The 18512-nt window shown below is 46.6% G+C and carries 17 protein-coding genes; 8 read left to right on the forward strand and 9 right to left on the reverse strand.

Annotated features, from left to right (window positions below; translation table 11 throughout):
* Positions 1-78 precede the first annotated feature (78 nt).
* Positions 79-957: a LysR substrate-binding domain-containing protein gene (locus JCM16456_RS11805; protein WP_068714574.1), complete on the forward strand. Its 879-nt coding sequence runs from the start codon at positions 79-81 to the stop codon at positions 955-957.
* On the opposite strand, the gene JCM16456_RS11810 is transcribed toward JCM16456_RS11805, so the two are convergent.
* The 7 genes from JCM16456_RS11810 to xylA form a co-directional block, all read right to left on the reverse strand.
* Entirely contained in the window at positions 927-2024 is a 1098-nt protein-coding gene (locus JCM16456_RS11810; RefSeq protein WP_068714576.1) for an iron-containing alcohol dehydrogenase family protein, read from the reverse strand. The two genes, JCM16456_RS11805 and JCM16456_RS11810, sit on opposite strands and share 31 nt — an antisense overlap.
* A 23-nt stretch (positions 2025-2047) precedes the next feature.
* Positions 2048-2983 (reverse strand): L-lactate dehydrogenase, encoded by a 936-nt coding sequence (locus tag JCM16456_RS11815; RefSeq protein ID WP_068714578.1) that lies wholly within the window; start codon positions 2981-2983, stop codon positions 2048-2050.
* Between the two features lie 170 nt (positions 2984-3153).
* Positions 3154-3930 carry a histidine ABC transporter ATP-binding protein HisP gene (gene hisP, locus JCM16456_RS11820; protein ID WP_269450793.1) on the reverse strand — a complete coding sequence of 259 codons (777 nt, stop codon included), beginning with the start codon at positions 3928-3930 and terminating at the stop codon, positions 3154-3156.
* Positions 3931-3938: 8 nt separating this feature from the next.
* Positions 3939-4658, reverse strand: coding sequence for an ABC transporter permease (locus JCM16456_RS11825; RefSeq protein WP_068714582.1), 720 nt, complete (start codon positions 4656-4658; stop codon positions 3939-3941).
* Positions 4655-5362, reverse strand: a complete 708-nt coding sequence (locus JCM16456_RS11830; RefSeq protein ID WP_162266541.1) for an ABC transporter permease — start codon at positions 5360-5362, stop codon at positions 4655-4657. Before JCM16456_RS11830 ends, JCM16456_RS11825 begins: the two co-directional genes overlap by 4 nt.
* A 387-nt stretch (positions 5363-5749) precedes the next feature.
* Positions 5750-6382, reverse strand: coding sequence for a hypothetical protein (locus tag JCM16456_RS11835; protein WP_068714584.1), 633 nt, complete (start codon positions 6380-6382; stop codon positions 5750-5752).
* A 421-nt stretch (positions 6383-6803) separates the two neighbouring features.
* The gene (gene xylA, locus JCM16456_RS11840; protein WP_068714586.1) at positions 6804-8120 is read right to left on the reverse strand and encodes a xylose isomerase; all 1317 of its coding nucleotides are present in this window, start codon (positions 8118-8120) and stop codon (positions 6804-6806) included.
* Positions 8121-8404: 284 nt separating this feature from the next.
* Between xylA and JCM16456_RS11845 the strand changes: the two genes are divergently transcribed.
* Positions 8405-9805 (forward strand): sugar porter family MFS transporter, encoded by a 1401-nt coding sequence (locus tag JCM16456_RS11845; protein WP_068714587.1) that lies wholly within the window; start codon positions 8405-8407, stop codon positions 9803-9805.
* Positions 9806-9937: 132 nt separating this feature from the next.
* Here JCM16456_RS11845 and JCM16456_RS11850 read toward each other — a convergent pair whose 3' ends face one another.
* Positions 9938-11110 (reverse strand): XylR family transcriptional regulator, encoded by a 1173-nt coding sequence (locus tag JCM16456_RS11850; RefSeq protein ID WP_068714589.1) that lies wholly within the window; start codon positions 11108-11110, stop codon positions 9938-9940.
* Positions 11111-11314: 204 nt separating this feature from the next.
* On the opposite strand from JCM16456_RS11850, the gene xylB reads away from it, so the two are divergent.
* Positions 11315-12766, forward strand: a complete 1452-nt coding sequence (gene xylB, locus JCM16456_RS11855; RefSeq protein ID WP_068714591.1) for a xylulokinase — start codon at positions 11315-11317, stop codon at positions 12764-12766.
* Between the two features lie 24 nt (positions 12767-12790).
* On the opposite strand, the gene JCM16456_RS11860 is transcribed toward xylB, so the two are convergent.
* Positions 12791-13705 carry a LysR family transcriptional regulator gene (locus JCM16456_RS11860; protein ID WP_082712294.1) on the reverse strand — a complete coding sequence of 305 codons (915 nt, stop codon included), beginning with the start codon at positions 13703-13705 and terminating at the stop codon, positions 12791-12793.
* A 169-nt stretch (positions 13706-13874) separates the two neighbouring features.
* On the opposite strand from JCM16456_RS11860, the gene JCM16456_RS11865 reads away from it, so the two are divergent.
* The 5 genes from JCM16456_RS11865 to JCM16456_RS11885 all read left to right on the forward strand — a co-directional run bounded on the left by JCM16456_RS11865 (position 13875) and on the right by JCM16456_RS11885 (position 18487).
* Positions 13875-14684, forward strand: a complete 810-nt coding sequence (locus tag JCM16456_RS11865; RefSeq protein ID WP_068714593.1) for a putative hydro-lyase — start codon at positions 13875-13877, stop codon at positions 14682-14684.
* A 17-nt stretch (positions 14685-14701) separates the two neighbouring features.
* Positions 14702-15451, forward strand: a complete 750-nt coding sequence (locus tag JCM16456_RS11870; RefSeq protein ID WP_068714595.1) for a 5-oxoprolinase subunit PxpA — start codon at positions 14702-14704, stop codon at positions 15449-15451.
* A complete protein-coding gene (gene pxpB, locus JCM16456_RS11875; protein ID WP_068714598.1) occupies positions 15448-16191 on the forward strand; it encodes a 5-oxoprolinase subunit PxpB in 744 nt (247 codons plus the stop codon). The genes JCM16456_RS11870 and pxpB overlap by 4 nt, the downstream gene beginning before the upstream one ends.
* On the forward strand, positions 16191-17153 hold the full coding sequence (locus JCM16456_RS11880; protein WP_231894405.1) for a 5-oxoprolinase subunit C family protein: 963 nt from the start codon (positions 16191-16193) through the stop codon (positions 17151-17153). The genes pxpB and JCM16456_RS11880 overlap by 1 nt, the downstream gene beginning before the upstream one ends.
* A 98-nt stretch (positions 17154-17251) precedes the next feature.
* Positions 17252-18487: an NRAMP family divalent metal transporter gene (locus JCM16456_RS11885; RefSeq protein WP_068714601.1), complete on the forward strand. Its 1236-nt coding sequence runs from the start codon at positions 17252-17254 to the stop codon at positions 18485-18487.
* Positions 18488-18512: the final 25 nt, after the last annotated feature.

The raw sequence follows: 18512 nt of genomic DNA on the forward strand, positions 1-18512 counted from the left end.
TACCGTGATAACCGTTGTCGCGAGTATCGAATTCTTGTCATAATAGGCATGAGAAAAACACATAGCTGGGACTTTTTGATGTCACGACGCACACCACCATTTAATGCTCTGTATGCTTTTGTTATTACTGCAAAACATCTAAATTTCACCCACGCGGCTAATGAGCTGTGCGTGACGCAAGGTGCTGTCAGTCGTCAAATTGCCACCTTAGAAGAGTACTTGGGCTTTGCGGTATTTAACCGGCTAGCGCGCGGATTATCGTTAACCGCGCAAGGACAAGAGATTTTACCTGAGCTACAAAAGGCGTATGACCAACTGCTGACCGTCACCGAAAAAGCGAGTTTGCAGCGCAGTGAAATTCGCTTAAAAGCCCCCACTTGTTCAATGCGTTGGTTAGTACCTAAGCTGATGCAATTTCAACAAGAAAAACCCCATATTCATGTCTCGCTGACCACCACGACCGATCACGATGTCAACTTTCGTACTGAGAATTTTGATGCTGGAATCGTGTTTCGCGCCGCTCATGGTGAAGGTCATCATGGACTCAAGCTATTTGAAGAGGCGATTTCACCGGTGATCGCCTCCCACATTGCCCCGTCGGATCTCAATATCTCCTTAGAGAAATATACCTTACTGCACCCAACGCAAGATCAAACCGACTGGTCACTGTGGCTTAAAGAGACCCACAAAGTGGCGCCTAATTCTCATAAACATCAATATTTTAATACCATGGATTTGGCAATTAGCGCCGCGGTACAAGGCTTTGGCATCGCCATGGCAGATGTCCATTTGGTCGAAGATGATATTCGCATGAAGCGCCTCGTTAAACCGTTCGCTGAAAACGTAAAAACCGGTGCCAGTTATTATCTGGTGCACCGGTCTTCATCCAACTCTTCTCAAGTATTAGAAGAGTTCATCAGTTGGTTTTACAGTGTTGCAGAAAGCGCTGACACATGATGCATCGCCGCAATGGTCTGCTCGATAGAGACTTTGCTTGGCATGTTATCCATATCGCTGGTAGCAACCGCAGCTTGAGCAACTAAGAACAGCTCTTCTTCAGTAAGATCAACGGCAATCTCATTAAGTGATACTGGCACCGCACAACGTTTCGCTAACTGAATCGCTTCAATGATTTCAGCGTCAGGACGACCTTCCAAAGACAATAGGCACAAGTTACCAAAGCCCACCAGCAAACCGTGGCCAAATTCGCGAGTCTTATCAATCACGGTAAACCCATCGTAAATCGCATGCGCGGCAGCAACGTGATCGCCTACACCCATGGTTGAGGTAAGCGCAGCAAAAATAAAGATCGCGTCCATCACTTGCTCGAGGGCAAAACCGGCTTCTTTACGCGTCACTTCCGCAACCGCCTCTTCGCCATAGCGATTGATAACGTCGTAACACAAACGACCATTACTAAATGCTGACATATTCAACGCACACTGAGGCGCCTTTTCAGCAATCGCGCGAAATTCATACCATTTCGCTAACGTATCCCCAAGGCCAGCGGCAAGCCAACGCAGTGGTGCTTCAGCAATTAATGCACTGTCTAGCACCACAAAAGCAGGAGCATTCTCTAACTTATAGATGTAATCGTAGTGGCCGTTATCATGGTAAACCACGGAAACAGAAGAGTTTGAAGCGCAGGTTGCCGCGATGGTGGGAATGGTAGCCACAGGCAAACCTAGGCTTTCACCCACAGCTTTACCGGTATCAATTGCTTTGCCACCACCAACACCGACGATAACATCGGCTTTGAATTCTTTAGCCAATTTCACTAAACGATCGATATTAGTTTGCGATGTTTCGCCACCAAACCACTGTGTTTGCACCACAAAATTGTGTTCTATGTTTTGTGCAAGACAGAGATCCAATTTAGGCATCACACTGGCTAAAGCGCGTTCTCCCCCGATCACAAATAAGCGATGCCCCTTGGTCGCAACCGCTGGCAGAAAGTCGTTTAACGCACCTTTACCGCGCAGAATTTGGCTAGGAAACGGAAGCTTCATTATTGTGTTTGACATGTTTTTTTATTCTCGTGTGATGCTTATTTTACCGTTGGACGGTGCTTTTTGATGATGTCGCAGGTTTGCGCCATCAGAACTTGCTCTTCAATGGTCAAATTCAGTTCTAGAACCGTTTGCACGCCCTCTTTACCAATCACACAAGGCGTGCTGGCGTAGACATCATGCTGACCATATTGCCCATTAAGCAGGGTTGAACAAGGTAACACTCGACCATCATCGTGGAAGATGGCATCAATCAGTTCACAAGCTGCAGTGCTGATACCAAATTCAGTGGCATTTTTACCTTTAAAAATATCCCAACCGGCACGTATCACTTCCTGTTGTAGTGCAGCAAAATCCAATCCATCAAAACGTCCTGATTGATCTTTTAGGCACTCAGCTAAAGGTACGCCCATAAACGAAACATGGCTTTGCGCTACAAACTGGCTATTACCGTGTTCCCCCAAGCAATAGGCTTGGATATAACGTGGCGAGATGCCGGTTTCACGAGAGAGCGCCGCACGCAAACGCGCAGAGTCGATTAAGGTGCCTGTCCCTATAACGGAAAAGCCGGTCAGTTCATGAAAATATTGTGCGACCACATCACATGGGTTGGTAATGGAAATCACCACGCCGTTGAACTTAGTGGCCTTGAGCTTAGTCGCCACTTCATTAATGATGCTCAGGTTGTTATCCAATTCAAGCAAGCGGTTCTCTTCCACAATAGGACCACTGGCACTGATGACAACAACGTCAGCATCATCCAGATCAGAATACTCACCACAACTGATGGTCATACGGTGATAACCAAAAGCGGCACCGTCACGTAAATCGATACGGTGACTTTCTGCTTTCTGAGTATCCTTATCAATTAAAACCAATTCATCACACAACCCACGAGTCACAAGGTGGCTAGCCACATGTGAACCCACTCGTCCAACGCCGATAACGGCTACTTTTCTGGTTTTAATACTCATAATCGATCCCTGCCTTTGTTGTGTTTACAGTGGGCATGGCAACTTAGATGATTCACACACTAGTGAGTAGCGAATTGTGATCATAGTAGCCATGAGAAAAAGTCAGATCTGCGCAAACGGCTTGCAGCAGATAGAAAAAAACCTGACATGGTCAGGCTTTTCTAGAAACGTTATTTGAGAGCTCCGGAGAGGAATTGTTGAAGTCGTTCGCTCTTTGGATTTCCTAAGAGTTCCTCAGGAGCGCCTTGTTCTTCTATCTTTCCTTGATGTAAGAACACCACATGGTTGGACACATGGCGAGCAAAGCCCATTTCATGGGTCACCACCACCATGGTTTTTCCTTCTTCAGCCAATTGCTGCATGATTTTTAGTACTTCACCGACAAGCTCAGGATCGAGTGCGGACGTTGGTTCGTCGAACAGTAAAACTTCTGGTTCCATGGTTAACGCACGTGCAATCGATACACGCTGCTGTTGACCACCAGAGAGTTGTGCTGGGTATTTCTGGCGAGCCTTGGCATCAATCCCTACTTTATCGAGATATTTTTCTGCAAGTTTAATGGCTTCTGCTTTAGGCATTTTTAACACATTGACCGGAGCTGCAATGACGTTTTCTAGCACTGTCATGTGTTCCCATAGATTGAAGTGTTGGAACACCATAGTCAACTGCGTGCGTAAATTTTGTAGCTCTTTTTTATTCACTACGTTCAGTTCACCTTGAGCATCCGCTTTCATCTGAATGGCTTTACCATTAACGAAAATTTCGCCCGCACAGGGCTTTTCAAGGAAGTTCAAACAACGTAAGAAGGTACTTTTACCCGAACCGGATGAACCAATAATACTGATCACATCACCGGCTTTCGCTTCGAGAGAAACGCCTTTTAATACCTCGTGATTACCATATTTTTTATGCAGGTTGCTGACTGCGAGTTTTGTTGTATTCATCATGGACCTCACTATGCATTCTGTGACGCAGGAGCTAAATGTTTCAGCCAGCGTTTTTCTGCTCGTTTAAACAAGCTAATTAAAATTAGAGAAATAACTAAGTAAATCACTGCCGCAATACCAAAGGCATGGAACGGCATGTAAGTCGCAGCGTTAACATCGCGCGCAATTTTCAAAATATCCGGTACGGTTGCGGCAAAGGCCAGCGACGTTGAGTGCAGCATCATGATCACTTCGTTACTGTACGCAGGCATGGCGCGGCGCAGTGCTGAAGGAATAATGATCTTGGTGTACATCGCCCAAGTGCTAAAACCATAAGCACGCGCAGCTTCTACTTCACCCGCTTTGGTTTCACGAATCGAACCAGCAAAAATTTCCGTGGTGTAAGCACATGTGTTCAAAACCAAAGAGAGCAACACACAGTTATAACCACTGCGGAAGAACCAGTTTAAAAACTCAGTATCACGAACAAAGCCAAGGGTATAAACACCGGAGTAGAAGATCAGGAGCTGAACATAGAGTGGCGTGCCACGAAATACGTAAGAGAACAGCCACACAGGCACCGAGAAAATCTTGTATGACGATACGCGGGCAACCGAAAGTGGAATCGAGATAAAGAAACCAATCGTCACCGAAACCACCAACAACCATAACGTAACCGCAATCCCAGTTAGGTGATAGCCATCAGTCCATAAGAAAGAGATACCATACTCTTTTAAAATCTCAATCATAGCTGTGCCTTCTTATGTCCGGTTGAATAAACGCGGTTTAACCACCAGAACACAAAATTGGAAACCGTGGTAAACATCAGATAAAGCACACCAGCAACGATAGTAAAGAAGAAGAAATGGTAAGTCCCTTTCCCTGCATCTTGCGTCACTTTCACGATATCGACTAGCCCGATAATAGAGACCAAAGCGGTCGCTTTCATCGTCACCAACCAGTTATTTGATAGGCCTGGCAGCGCAAAACGCATCATTTGGGGAAAAATGATTTTGTTAAAGACTTGCGCTGGAGTAAAACCGTACGCCACACCCGCTTCAATTTGGCCTTTAGAGACCGTCATAAATGCACCGCGGAACGTTTCGGTAAAGTAGGCACCGTAGATAAAACCAATGGTGAGCACGCCTGCAGAGAATGGGTCGATATCAATTTGATCCATGCCCAAAGATTCCGTTACGCTGTTGAGCGCCATCTGCAAGCCATAGAAAATCACCAACATCAGCACCAAATCCGGCACACCACGAATTAAAGTTGTATAACAATCAGCAATGATTGCGAGCGGTTTTGCGCCAAATAATTTTGCTATCGCAGAAATAAGTCCTAAGACAATCGCCACTAACACCGACAATAATGCCAATTGAATAGTGACCACTGAACTCTGCCAAATTATGCCTTGATAGTCATGTAATATGCTTACATACTCGTGTAGCATCTGGAAAGCTCCTGACTAAAAAGTGGTTACCCACCAAAATGAAACAAGATGAATAAAACCACTAAAAATCGAATAAAAGTGCAAGAATTTGCAAAATAGTAATTAGAGTCGCTGAGTCTATCACACTTATTTTCAATGATTAAAGAGATTAAAAACCAATTGGTCGCTAATTTTAAGAACTTTCTCAATGCATAGATATTCAATAAAAGTCAAAAACAGCATGCTGAACGGTTACTTATCAGAGATTTATACATGAAAAAAGCCATCTAAAACTAGATGGCTTTTTTGCATAATTATATTTTTGAACAATCAAACTATCACAGAGCATTTCTGTGGCAGAAAACCTCAATAGTTGATGCTAATTAGGAGTAATAGGGCAGTGTTACCTTAAAAGTGTCGACATAACGCTTCTTTGCCAAAAAGGTCTAGCTCGTTGGGCATCACGTAGACTTTTTCTAAGCCACAATCGATACGGATCGCTTGATCTGAATTACGCGCATCTGCGGTTGAATACTGAAAATGACTCACAAACAGCAGCACGGCAGCAAACACACCAACCGAACCTAATACCATTTGAGTGACACCATAACGACGATAAAAGCTTGGGTGCCAACCTTTCCACAAGGATTCACCTTGAGTAAGTTTGCGGTAGTAGTCGAAGTTTGCTAACTGAGCGCTCATGGCAGAAGGCGGTAACCAATAGCACATATGTGGAAAGCGCACACCAAGCAGGTATTCCACCGCCAGTAGCAACGCACTCCACAGCATAGTAACGGAGAAGATTAACCCCGCCTTACCGACCATGCCTTTGTACAGGTAGTAAACAAACCCGCCAACAAATGCCAAAGGATTGAAAGAGAGCAGTAAACGATCTTTCCAACTTAAATTTTTATAAGCCGATGATTTAAATACATCTGAGCGACCACGCTCTTGGGCACCTAATGTATCGAACAGCTCAAAACGCAGTTTCCAAACATCACTTACCCCAAGACTCATCGCATCGATAGTCTGGTTATTCATTATTTTTACCTAGCCGTATGATTTTTATTTTATATCTATCTCAGAGCTCTGCATCGGCAGATGTCATCCAAGATTAAGTAAATTGTCACATAACGTTCTGCAACATTTAACGAAGACTTGAACAAAAAATAACTATTCTGGGCAAAGATCACATTTTTATCTTGCAGAACTCTGACAATTCCCCTTTTCAGCCCGATTTTTCTTGCCGAATAGATCTTCAAGGATCCTTCCAAACACAAAAACAGCCTGCTAGTAACTAACAGGCTGTGAGTAAGCTTTGCTTTTTGAGGCCTTTGCTTAACGCCTTAAGAGCACCTTAAAAGGACAGGCACTCCAAAGGGAAAGCGTTCGGGGGACAGGCACTTCAAAAATATTGAATCCGGACGAAATAGCGGCTCCTAGTTATCTAGGGAAAAAGCATTTAGAACAAAAATCGATTCACAATATTTTCTAAGTACTCTTGGCGACCTGATTCTTTGACTGGTTGGATATTGCTGTCCACTGCGTATTTCGCTAGTGATTCCAGTGAATGGTCACCACTTAAAATGGCTTTGCCTAGTGGTTCATTCCAGCCTGCGTAACGCTGGGCAATGTTCTTCGCCAGAAGGTCATTTTCAATCATGGCGGCGGCTTTTTCTAACGCGAGCGCCATGGTATCCATACCACCGATATGACCGTAGAACAGATCTTCTGGAGCAATAGATGGTCGACGTAAACGCGCATCAAAGTTAAAGCCACCGGTAGTAAAACCACCCGCTTTAAGAATTTCGTACACAACGAGGGCGTTTTCTTCCACACTATTTGGGAATTGGTCAGTATCCCAACCCAGTTGAGGGTCACCACGGTTCGCGTCAATCGAACCAAAGATACCTAGAGAAATTGCGGTAGCCACTTCATGTTGGAAGCTGTGCCCAGCAAGGGTTGCATGGTTAGCCTCAATGTTCACTTTGATCTCATTTTCCAAACCGAACTGTTTCAAGAAACCATACACAGCAGACACATCGTAATCGTATTGGTGTTTGGTGGGTTCTTGAGGTTTAGGTTCGATCAAAATTGTGCCTTTAAAACCGATTTTGTGTTTGTTTTCCACCACCATCTGCATCAATCGACCGAGTTGCTGACGTTCTTGACGCAGGTCGGTATTCAGCAGAGTTTCATAACCTTCACGGCCGCCCCACAACACATAGTTTTGACCGCCTAAGGTTTTGGTCGCTTTCATCGCATTGAAGATCTGAGTTGCCGCGTAGGCAAACACTTTAGGATCTGGGTTACTTGCTGCCCCAGCCATATAGCGAGGATTAGAGAACGCATTGGCAGTGCCCCACAGCAGTTTCACCCCGGTTTCTTCCTGTTTTTTACCTAACACATCGACCATCTCTGCCAAGTTATTTACGTATTCGCGAATATTAGCTCCTTCTGGCGACACATCCACATCATGGAAACAGTAATAAGGAACATTCAATTTGGAGAAGAATTCAAACGCAACATCGGCTTTCGCATGCGCCAGTTCAAGTGCATTACCCGGTTGCATCCAAGGACGTTCAAATGTGCCTGTACCAAAGATATCGGCACCGGGCCAAGTCAAACTGTGCCAATAACACGCAGCAAAACGAAGATGGTCTTTCATCGATTTACCCAAAATCATTTTGTCTGGATCGTAATGATGAAACGCAAGTGGGTTTTCGCTGGAATTGCCTTCAAATTGAATTGGTTTCACGTTGGAGAAGAACTCATTCATTGTTATGTCCTCATATTTGGTTCGAGTCATCTTGAGTTCATCTTTGACCGTGAGAGGCTTTTGAACAATTACGTTTTTTCACTCCGTTTTTCATATATTTACCAAATGTGAAACGCCACTCAATTTAACAATTTCACTGTTATGCAACCCAGTTTTAACGTCAAATCCCCAAGCAATTCACATTAGTGAAATATCGTAATCGTGATGTTTTTTTCGACAATTTATTAATTCATGCGCTTTCCCAACAATGAGGTGACCCTACATAAAAATAATGAGGAAATAACATGAATAACCAGATAAGTGTGCTGAGGCTAACCTTAGTCGTCGCACTGGGAGGTTTGCTGTTCGGCTACGATACAGCAGTCATCTCCGGCGCAACGGAAGCACTGCAAAACTACTTTGATTTAACCTCTACAGAACTTGGCTTCGCCGCCTCTTCTGCACTGATAGGTTGTGTTCTCGGTGCGTTGATTTCTGGCGAAACCAGCGCCAAATATGGTCGTAGAGGCGCTCTATTCATTGCGGCATTACTGTTTTTGATTTCCGCGATCGGTTCTGCGATTCCACAAAACTACTGGACCTTTGTTATCTATCGCATTATCGGCGGGGTTGGCGTGGGTATCGCTTCTATGGTTTCCCCTATGTACATCGCTGAAGTCGCACCACCTAAAAAACGCGGTGGCTTAGTGGCTTGTAACCAATTTGCGATTATTTTCGGGATGTTAGTGGTCTATTTCGTTAACTATGGCATTGCACTACTCGGTACAGAACAGTGGCTAAACCAAACCGGTTGGCGTTATATGTTCGCCTCAGAAACCATCCCTGCAGGCCTGTTCTTGATTTTACTGTTTTTTATTCCAGAAACACCACGGTGGTTGGTCATGAAAGGTCGTAACGATGAAGCTCATGCTCTGCTGCAATCGTTAAGCCCTGGCGACAATATCGAAGGTCAATGGCAAGAGATCAAAGCCTCGCTGACTCATCACAGCAGCCCTTCCATCATGGCTGCAGGTTTAATGGGCGTCTTGGTGATTGGCATCATGCTTAGCGTGTTGCAACAAGTGACTGGGATTAACGTATTCCTCTACTACGCGCCAACTATTTTGAAAGGCTTTAGCTCCTCTTCGATTGACTTAGCGCTGCTGCAAACCATCTTGGTGGGCGCGGTGAACTTAAGTTTTACCGCTGTGGCTATCTTCACTGTCGATAAATTTGGTCGTCGCCCATTGATGATGTTGGGATCATTTCTGATGGCGATCAGTATGATAGCGATTGGTACGGCTGCGTACATGGATGCGATTGGCGGCTATCTGCTAATCTTTGTGCTGCTTTACATTGCCGCGTTTGCTCTTTCACTTGGTCCAGTGGTTTGGGTATTGCTCTCCGAAATTTTTCCCAACCACATTCGTTCTAAAGCACTTTCCATTGCGGTGTTTGCCCAATGGGCCGCTAACTTTGTGGTGTCACAAACCTTCCCAATGATGAACGACCACGAAAGCACAATCTATCAAGCATTTAATGGCGGATTTCCATTCTGGTTATACGGCATTATGGGCTTATTTACGGTCTACTTTATCTATCGCTGGGTACCGGAAACCAAAGGGCTTTCTTTGGAACAACTTGAATCTCTATGGCATAAGAAAGAGACGCGCGTACCGCAACACACCTCTTTGCATCTAAAATAGTCACGCCATTTCAAACTCGATAAAGCCACCTAAGTTGCACTCAGGTGGCTTTTGTTTAAACGTATTTTTTACAATACATTCTCGCTGAAACCGCATCTTGAGGTTACTTGGGTATAGAACCTTGATGACACGTTAATCACCACCAACGCGGTACTCTTTGGGGGTTTTGTTATAGGCCTTTTTAAACACGGAATAGAGATATTGGATAGAGGGATAACCACACACATCGGCAATATCAGAAATCGGCAATTCACTGTTTTCCAATAGGTAACTTGCCCGTTCTAACTTCGCCTGATGAATCTCTTGGTGGATCGAATGCCCACGCTGCAGCTTAAAGCGAGCTTCAAGATTAGTACGCGATACTCCTACATGATCAAGTACTTGCTCTACTTTGATCCCTTTGCAGGCATTTTGCCGAATAAAGTGCATGGCATGAACCACATAGGGGTCATCGACACCTTCATAATCCGAGCTCTGCCGAGCATAAACCTGAGTGGGCGGAATCAAAATGCGCGGTAATTGGGCGGGTGACCAACGGGTTCCATTGAGCATTTTGTCGAGCAGTTTAGCTGCCGCATAGCCCATAGATTTGGTGCCCTGCCCCACTGAGCTTAACGAGACTCGCGTAAGATAACGAGTCACCTCTTCATTATCGATACCAATCACCGCCACCTTATCCGGCACCATCAAGTTGAGGTCTTCACACATTTGCAAAAGGTGCCGCGCACGTGCATCGGTCACCGCAATAATGCCAATCGGCGTCGGAAGTTGTTGCAGCCAATCCGACAAACGATTCATATCAAATTGCCATGTTTTGGAATTGGTCGCACTGCCTCGAAACACCGAGAAATAATACCCTTCGCGCTCCATCAGATTCACAAAGGCACTTTCCCGCTCTATCGCCCAACGTTCCCAAGAATCATCGGGGATGCCATAAAAGGCGAACTTTTCTAAGCCCTTATGTTTAAGATGCTCAAACGCCATTTCAATTAATTTGACATTATCGGTCGCCACATACGGGACGGGGGGATAGTCCTCTTGTTTGGCGTAAGAGCCGCCAATTCCCACCACAGGAATGGTTGCTTGAGACAACAATTGAACAATGCTCGGATTATCAAAATCCGCAATCACTCCATCACCACGCCAGTTGTGAAATTGTTCAATATCGGTAGTAAAGTCTTCTTGAATAAAAATATTCCAACGCGATTGCGAAGCCTGTAAGTATTCGCCAATACCTTCCATTACCTGTCGGTCATAGGCTTTATTGGCATTAAACAGTAACGAAATTTGGTAGTTCTTATTCATAGCCAATGTTAGCACTCCCTTATTTAAACCGATGAGTCTATCAACGTGCTAGTCAAGCCAATGTGATCCTATGCTCAGTCGTTAAATCGCAGAATTTGGTTGAGAGAAAACGTAATTGTGGTCACGTTGTTAAGGATTAAAATCAAGGGAAAAGAACAATAAATCTAACGTATAAAAACTCACTGAAACAGAAGGGAAATAATGATGTTCATCGGTATAGATTTAGGCACCTCTGGAGTCAAAAGTATCCTGATAACCGCATCTGGCGATGTGGTCAGTTCCGCTACCGTTAATATGACGGTGTCTCGCCCAAAGCCGCTTTGGTCTGAGCAAGATCCTTTGCAATGGTGGCAAGCCACTTGCGCTTCCATTCGCGAATTAGGCGCGAAACACTCTCTCAAAGAGGTGCAAGCGATTGGTCTTTCGGGTCAAATGCACGGCGTCACCCTACTCGATAAACACAATCAAATTCTGCGCCCCGCCATTTTGTGGAATGACGGACGCTGCGCACAGGAGTGTCAGTTACTCGAACAAGAAGTGCCGACTAGCCGAACAATCACTGGTAATCTGATGATGCCCGGATTTAGCGCGCCTAAAGTCAAATGGGTTCAACGCCATGAACCAGAGATTTTTCACCAAATACACAAAGTGTTACTGCCCAAAGATTACCTGCGCTTTCGCTTAACAGGCGATTACGCGTCAGATATGTCCGATGCGGCAGGAACAATGTGGCTCGATTTGGAAAAACGCGATTGGAGTGATGAGCTTTTGGCTGCAACCGGACTTACCCGTAGCCATATGCCATCCCTTTTTGAGGGCTCAGAAATCACGGGTTATTTAACTCGTGAGGTAGCGGATCAACTCGGATTACCCGTGGTTCCCGTCGTCGCAGGTGGCGGTGACAACGCTGCTGGTGCTGTCGGTGTGGGGATCATCGAACCGGGTCAGGCGATGATTTCACTTGGAACATCAGGCGTCTACTTTGCTGTTAGCGATGGTGTGGTCACCAACCCAGAAGCTGCACTGCATAGCTTTTGTCATGCTCTGCCCAATACTTGGCATACCATGTCGGTGATTCTGAGCGCCGCCTCATGTCTAAACTGGGTGGCACAATTAACGGAATTTAAAGATGTTCCGACCATGATGAGTGAGTTAGAAGCTCGTAAGCCAAGCACTCAAGTGATCTTCCTACCTTATCTATCTGGTGAAAGAACCCCGCACAACAACCCAGATGCCAAAGGGGTGTTCTTTGGTTTGACTCATACCACCGACCGCTATGAATTAGCCCAAGCGGTATTAGAAGGGGTGGGATTTGCCCTAGCCGACGGTCTAGATGCGATGCATAAAACCGGTGCTCAACCCCAAGAAATCGCACTGATCGGCGGCGGCGCTCGCAGCCCATATTGGCGACAAATGTTGGCAGATATTTTCCAGCAAACGTTAGTGTATCGCCAAGGTGGCGATGTGGGTCCAGCGCTTGGAGCTGCTCGTTTAGCCCAGTTAGCACTAGCCGAACCTCACACCGACATTCGCCAGATTTGTCCATTGCCTGAAGTATTGGCTCAGCACACACCCAATAGCGCTGCGAATCAGCAGTATGCGAATAAACGTGCGACTTTTATCGCCCTCTATCAACGTTTGCAGGATCTGTTTTAGGTTCGTTTAGTCAAACTAAGAGATTCATGGATTGGCAACCGCCAATCCATGATCACCTGCGGCTTGCAGCGCTAACTCTACCGCCTGCTCTAATAGCTGTTGGCTACGAATGCGTTCACTCGCGTTCAAATACGTCACGGTAAAATAGAGTGGTTTGGGGTTCCATTCAGCTTCAATGATCACCAGCTCACCGCTCTCTAACTGCTCTTGCACCACTTCCTTGGGTAGTGACGCAATACCCACACCATTTTCCACCAGCTTGACACAAGCAGACAAAGAGGCAGAAGAGTAGAACCGCATATCATGTTGATTTTTCTGTTTAAAGTAATGGGAGATTTCATGATATGGCGCGGTGTTACGCCCATAAGTAATGATGGGCCAATGGATAAAATCACGAAGCCCACCGCTGACTTGGCTGGCGATATCGGGTCTTGCAACCCAAAAAAGTTGGTACGTGCTAAGAGGGCTGTTTACCGAACTCGGCTCATTAATCGGCCCCATCATCATGGCGATATCCAAGTTACGCGCCAGCAGTTCACGCGTGAGATTGACCGTGGCATCCACCGACAGCTCCACTTCCACTTGCGGTAACACCTGATGCAGTCGCTCCAAAAAAGCCGGCACCCAAGTGTGAACTAAAGTCTCTGACACCCCCATTTTGAGTAGCCCAGACAAGGTGGTTTCATGACTGGCTTTTTGCATAAATTGCTGACTACTCGCCACAATACTTTCGGCCAGTGGCAACAGCTCACGCCCTTTGGTGGTTAACGAAACTTTGCCGCCATCGCGATGGAACAGCGTGGTATCTAACGTGTGTTCGAGATTAACAATACGAGTTGAAATCGCTGGCTGCGTGGTACACAACTGCTCAGCGGTTTGACGAAAGCTACCTAAATGCGCGATGCACACAAAGGTCTCTAACTGTTTTAGATTTAGCACTCTTATCTCCCTGCGATGCTCAATCAGTTTCACTTAATAACTTACTAACGCACTGTTTTCCCTAGGGCATTAATTTTATTTATCAGATATCGAAAAAAATCATTAATAGACATTATCACCATAACCGTTATTTTGGTGTTTTACAATTCACGAACCAAGGACTGGTTATATGGATAAGCTAGATACCTCAGTATCGCTTGAGTCTCTCACTCCCGCACAAGTGCGCGCCTTAATTCGGACCAAGGATCACACCGGTTCAACGAGTGGTTTAGCCAAAGGTTACCTACAAGCCAACCTATTGATTTTGCCTGCAGACTGGGCAAATGACTTCCTGCTCTTTTGTCAAAAAAACCCAGTTGCCTGCCCACTGGTTGGCGTGTCTGAACCTGGGAGTCGCTATATTCCTGAACTGGGTCATGACATCGATATCGGTCGTGATGTACCAGAATTTCATGTGTTTCATGAGGGTCAATTTACCCAAGCGGTGTATGACCTTGATGAACTGTGGCGGGATGATTTGGTGATCTTCGCTTTAGGCTGCTCTTTCTCTTTTGAAGAAGCCTTGATTCAAGCTGGATTGAAAGTTCGTAACATCGAACAAAACACCAATGTCTCAATGTACGATACCAATATTGCCTGTCTGCCTGCGGGGAAATTCAGTGGCAACATGGTGGTATCAATGCGTCCATTTACCCCCAAAGATGCGATTCGCGCCGTGCAAGTGACCAGCCGTTATCCCAAAGCACACGGTGCGCCAGTGCACTTTGGCGACCCACAAGCGATTGGGATTGACGATATTAGCAAGCCAAACTACGGCGAAGCGGTCGATATCTATCCTGGTGAAGTGCCGGTATTTTGGGCCTGTGGCGTGACACCACAAAACGTGGTACGTCACAGCAAACCACCTTTTTGTATCACCCACTCTCCGGGCAAAATGTTGATTACCGATCTACTGAGTAATGCGTTAGCGGTGCTGTAAGTAAAAGGAGTTCAAGGATGAAAATTAACTGCGATATGGGCGAAAGCTTTGGTCACTGGACCATTGGCCACGATGACCAAGTCATGCCTTTCATTGATATGGCGAACATCGCCTGTGGCATGCATGCCTCTGACCCAACCGTCATGTTAGAAACCGTTCGGCTAGCGAAAAAACATGGCGTCACCATTGGTGCTCATCCGGGTTATGCCGATTTGCAAGGGTTTGGCCGCCGTCCGATGCCTCTTAGCGACACTGAACTAAAAGCGCTTTTTATCTATCAAGTTGGTGCGCTAAAACTCTTGTGTGAAAGTGAAGGCGTTGCCCTCAGTTACGTCAAACCCCATGGCGCGCTGTATAACACCATGATGAAAGACGATAAGGTCTTTATCACTTTACTTGAAGCGATGCAGCAAGCTGCGCCCGAACTTCCTTTGGTGGTGATGGCGGTGCCCAATCACGCCAAATACCAAGCCGCTGCAGATAACCGTGGTATTACCGTCTGGTTTGAAGCCTTTGTTGACCGAGCGTATGACGAAGATGGTCGCTTAGTAGCGCGTTCTATTCCCGGCTCTACCTACACTGACCTTGAGACCATTGGCGCCCAAGCGCGCTCTTTAATTGAATTTGGCCAAGTGACCACCCTCGATGGCACAACGATTGAAGTGCATGCCGATACCCTTTGCATCCACGGTGATGGCCCAGCTGCAGTGCCAACAGCGCGTCTGCTTAATGACATTTTGCGATCTGGGAAAGGGAACGCATTATGAAGATGAGCGCAGTGAATGAAAACTCGTTGATCCTCTACTTTGGCGATGCGATTAACGCGCAAGTGGCTGATCGCATTGGACTCGCCGTGCCACTAATTCGTTCTGCGCTAGGACAAGCCTTAATCGATGTGGTGCCTTCGTACACCTCGGTTTTGGTGACCTTCGATATCATGTCGATTGGAATGGAAGAGTGCCTTGCCACCTTGCAAGAAACCCTTCAAGAGATCGATGAGCTCGAGGGGCACAGCCAACAAAGTGCGCAGATTGAAATTCCCGTGTACTACGGACCAGAGGTCGCTTTGGATGCCGATGATGTCTGCGCCCATACTGGCCTGAGCTTTGAGGAAATCGTCGCCATACACAGTAGCGAAACCTATCGCGTGTATGCGATTGGCTTTACGCCTGGCTTTGCTTACCTAGGTAATACCGATGCCCGCATCGAGATTCCGCGCAAAAAAACGCCGCGGTTATCGATTCCCAAAGGCAGTGTTGCCTTAGCCGATCGCCAAACCGCGATTTATCCCAAAGTCTCGCCCGGTGGCTGGCAAGTGATTGGCAAAACACCGATTGATCTTATTGATTATCAACGAGATAACCTGACCTTATTTGAGATGGGCGCTAAGGTCACCTTTAAGCCCATTACCCGGGAGCAATTTTTGCAACTCGGCGGTGAACTGCCGCAAACCACGCACAAGGAAACCCGCGTAAAAAAGCCGCAGAGTGATAAGGAGATCGCCTGATGTTAACCCTACTCTCATCTGGTCCGTTGAGCCTGATTCAAGATTTGGGGCGTCAAGGACACCAACATATTGGCGTGAGCCCCGGCGGTCCAATGGATGAACATGCCTTTTTGTGGGCAAATCGCTTGGTAGGAAACCAACCTAATGCACCACAAATTGAGATTACTATGGGTCAGTTTCGTGCCTGCTTTACCAAGCCAACCACCTTTGCACTGACCGGTGCAGACATGGGAGCGCGCTTAAATGATAAGCCGCTAACGCCTTGGCAGAGTTATCACGCCAAGGCTAATGATGTACTGGTTCTGCGTGGTGCACGTTTTGGCACTCGCGCCTATTTAGCCGTGGCAGGCGGTTTTACCGTTCCGACCATTTTAAATAGCGCGACAACGGTCGTTCGCGATCAATTAGGCGGACTCGCTCGCCATGGCGCAGCACTACAAAATGGCGATGAGATTGACTACCCAACTTGCAATGCGCGTAGTCTGCATCAAGTTCCACCAGAGTTTATTCCTCATTACAGCCAAGACGTCGTGATCGACATGATCGGCAGTTATCAGTATGAGTGGTTTGCTCCCGAACAACGCACACGCTTCTTTCAATCTGACTATACCGTGACAACGAACTGTGACCGGATGGGATATCGTTTATCAGGCGATACCATTACGTGTCGCCAGCAGAATTTGATTTCCGAAGGGATTGCGCTTGGAGCGATTCAGATCCCTGCCGATGGTCAACCGATAGTGTTGATGCGTGACAGACAAACGATTGGTGGTTATCCCAAGATGGGATGCGTCACCACCAAAGATCTCAGCAAACTGGCTCAATGTCAGCCAGGAACTCGGGTACGTTTTGTGGAAACAACGTTGGAGAAGGCCACTCAGCAGCGCCGCCTCCAGCAGCAGTTTTTCCATCACTACGTAGCCAAACACCGTGCAGCAGAGTGGCTCACTCAAACACTTTAGTGCCACCTTGTTTGCAAGATGTGTGAAAGGGTGATGTCACCTTGTTCACAAAACCACTGTGACCGGATTGTCACAGCGAACTTTACAGGAGTTACATTATGTCGTCAGAAAAAGTCATTTCTGCTGCCACCAGCGCAGTGACGCCCAAAGCTCAAGCCGGCTTTAACTGGTCACTCATCATGGGTGCCGTATTTCTTATGGCAACCTCAGCAGTGGGACCGGGCTTCCTTACTCAAACCACTGTTTTTACTCAAACCTTAGGCGCAAGTTTTGCCTTCGTTATTTTAATTTCCATCCTGTTGGATATCGGTGCGCAGCTCAATATTTGGCGCGTCATCGTTGTCGCTAGAAAGCGTGCGCAAGATATTGCTAACGACCTTGTACCGGGGCTAGGCATTGCCATCGCAGCGGCTGTTGCCTTAGGTGGCCTTGCCTTCAACATTGGTAACATTGCGGGTGCAGGTCTTGGGGTCAACGTACTCTTTCCTGATATCTCACCTATCGGTGGGGCTGCACTGAGCGCGGTGATCGCTGTGGCGCTGTTTGTGATGAAAGATGCGACACGCATGATGGACCGTTTCACCATCTTAATGGGCGGCGCACTGATTCTGATGATTGTGTATGTGCTGTTTTCGACTCAGCCTCCTTATGCACAAGCCGCTTATCACGCGGTTGCACCTGAGAAACTGGATATCATTTCCATCGTCACTCTCGTGGGTGGCACAGTGGGTGGTTACATCACCTTTGCTGGTGCACACCGTTTGGTGGACGCCGGAGTAGTAGGTAAAGAGTCACTTCCTCAAGTCACTCGCGGCTCTATCTCTGCTATCAGTGTGGCTTCGGTGGTGCGCATCATGCTGTTTTTGGCAGCATTAGGCGTGGTAAGCCAAGGTATTACCCTTGATCCAAGTAACCCACCAGCGTCTATGTTCCAACACGCGGCTGGCGCCGTCGGTTACAAGCTATTTGGTTTGGTGCTTTGGGCAGCAGCGATTACCTCAGTTATCGGTGCGGCTTACACCTCGGTTTCTTTCTTGAAAACCTTACACCCAGCAATTGAACGTCACAGCCAAGGGGTGACTATCGCCTTTATCGTGATTTCGACCTTTATTTTCTGTTCGATTGGTAAACCGGTTATGCTGCTGGTGTTAGTTGGTGCGATTAACGGCTTCATCCTACCTGTGACCTTAGGCACCATGCTGGTTGCGGCGCACAAAAGCAAAATTGTTGGTGACTACAAACACCCTATCATTCTGTCTGCTATCGGCTGGATTATCACCATCATGATGGCGCTTATGAGCCTTTACAGTCTGTATAAAATGCTGTTTATGTAAAAGATTCACCTCCCCCGTCGTCTTG

The organism is Vibrio tritonius, assembly GCF_001547935.1.
Classification (GTDB): Bacteria; Pseudomonadota; Gammaproteobacteria; order Enterobacterales; family Vibrionaceae; genus Vibrio; species Vibrio tritonius.